Origin of the sequence: Flintibacter hominis, assembly GCF_014287965.1 — a bacterium.
Lineage (GTDB): Bacteria > Bacillota > Clostridia > Oscillospirales > Oscillospiraceae > Lawsonibacter > Lawsonibacter aceti.
This window is the reverse complement of record NZ_JACOPO010000029.1, coordinates 1-1,306: the sequence shown is the minus strand read 5'-3', so window position 1 is coordinate 1,306 and position 1,306 is coordinate 1. Positions and strand designations below refer to the sequence as shown.

Below are 1,306 nucleotides of genomic sequence, written 5' to 3'. Positions count from 1 at the left end.
GCAGTTACCCAAACGCTGACCGTTGCGGCTCCATCCTATACGATTCCGTCCGGACACCATGACGGAGCTGGAACAGTATCTATCACGCTGGAAGAAAAGACCGCAACCCCCAGTAAGTCTGTACAGACGGTTGCGCCAACCACAGGAAAGGTGCTGTCTAAGGTTACCGTTGGAGCTATTCCAGCCGCATATCAGGACGTAAGCGGAGTAACGGCTGCTGCGGCTGATGTGCTGACTGGTAAGAAGATCGTAGATGCGGAAGGCACATTGGTATCCGGCTCCATGGCGAATAACGGCGCTGTTTCCGGTACCATCGACGGCCTGACCACGACCTCCTATTCTGTGCCTGCCGGGTACACCTCCGGGGGTAGCGTGAGCTTGACCAGTGACATTGAGGAAGCCCTTGCGGCCATCTGAGGAGGTGCGGCATGAGCGTACAGAGCGAAATTGACCGCATCAAGAAGAATGTGAATGACACACTGAAAACTATTAGTGATACCGGCGTGACGGTTGGGGCCGGTAGTGATTCCCTTCCCGCTGCGGCCGCTGCCCTGGCGAATGAGAAGCAGGATAAACTCACCGGCACCCAGGGCCAGGTGGTTGGCTTTGACAGCGGGGGTAACGCCGTGCCACAGGATGCGCCACAATCTGGCATGACCCAGGAACAGGCCGACCAGAGGTATCTCCAGTTGAGCGGGGGAACTATGACCGGGGAGTTGGCGCTACAAGAATTTGACGCGCCTGACCCGGTGAATGAAGGTACAGATCCTAGAATTCAGCTAACCGCGGATGGTGATAATCTTGGGTTAGGTAAGATTCCGTTGATTGGATTATCTCCGAACTATGATGCAGGGTTTCTGTTCACTAATCCAGATGAAATTGATGCATCTGCGGGTGAAACTGGAATAGTTAGTAAGGTCGACTGTGGCGGCGTAGTGTTTTATAACGCTGGAAGTGCGAGAGCTCTTGCCAATGTGGTAAATGACTTTTACCTGCCTACGATGTTCGATGTAAAAACGGAAATCAGACCAAAATCCACCCTGGTTACCCTCCCCCTCTCCGCCTGGTCCAACAACACCCAGACTGTTACAGTTCCGGGCGTACTTGCGGATGAGAGTAAACAGTTGATTCAGCCAATGCCGACGATTGCGGACCAAGCTGTGTATTCTGCCGCTGGGATATCCTGTACGGGACAGGCGGCCAACAAATTGACATTCAAGGCGCAGACGGTCCCGACAGAAGATGTACAGGTTTATGTGGTAATCCAGGAGGTAGGGACATGATTTTTAGTTGTCCTGCCAAGCCG

1 protein-coding gene and 1 pseudogene are annotated in these 1,306 nt (G+C 53.5%); both read left to right on the top strand.

Annotated elements, in window-relative coordinates; genetic code table 11:
- A pseudogene (locus H8S11_RS13725) lies at nucleotides 1-417 on the top strand (hypothetical protein); the annotation flags it as partial.
- Nucleotides 418-428: 11 nt separating this feature from the next.
- Nucleotides 429-1,283, top strand: a complete 855-nt coding sequence (locus H8S11_RS13720) for a hypothetical protein (protein WP_186853537.1) — start codon at nucleotides 429-431, stop codon at nucleotides 1,281-1,283.
- Nucleotides 1,284-1,306 lie beyond the last annotated feature (23 nt).

Bases quoted from the DNA above. Each gene is read 5' to 3' on its own strand.
- H8S11_RS13720 (WP_186853537.1), top strand. From the start codon at position 429: ATGAGCGTACAGAGCGAAATTGACCGCATCAAGAAGAATGTGAATGAC.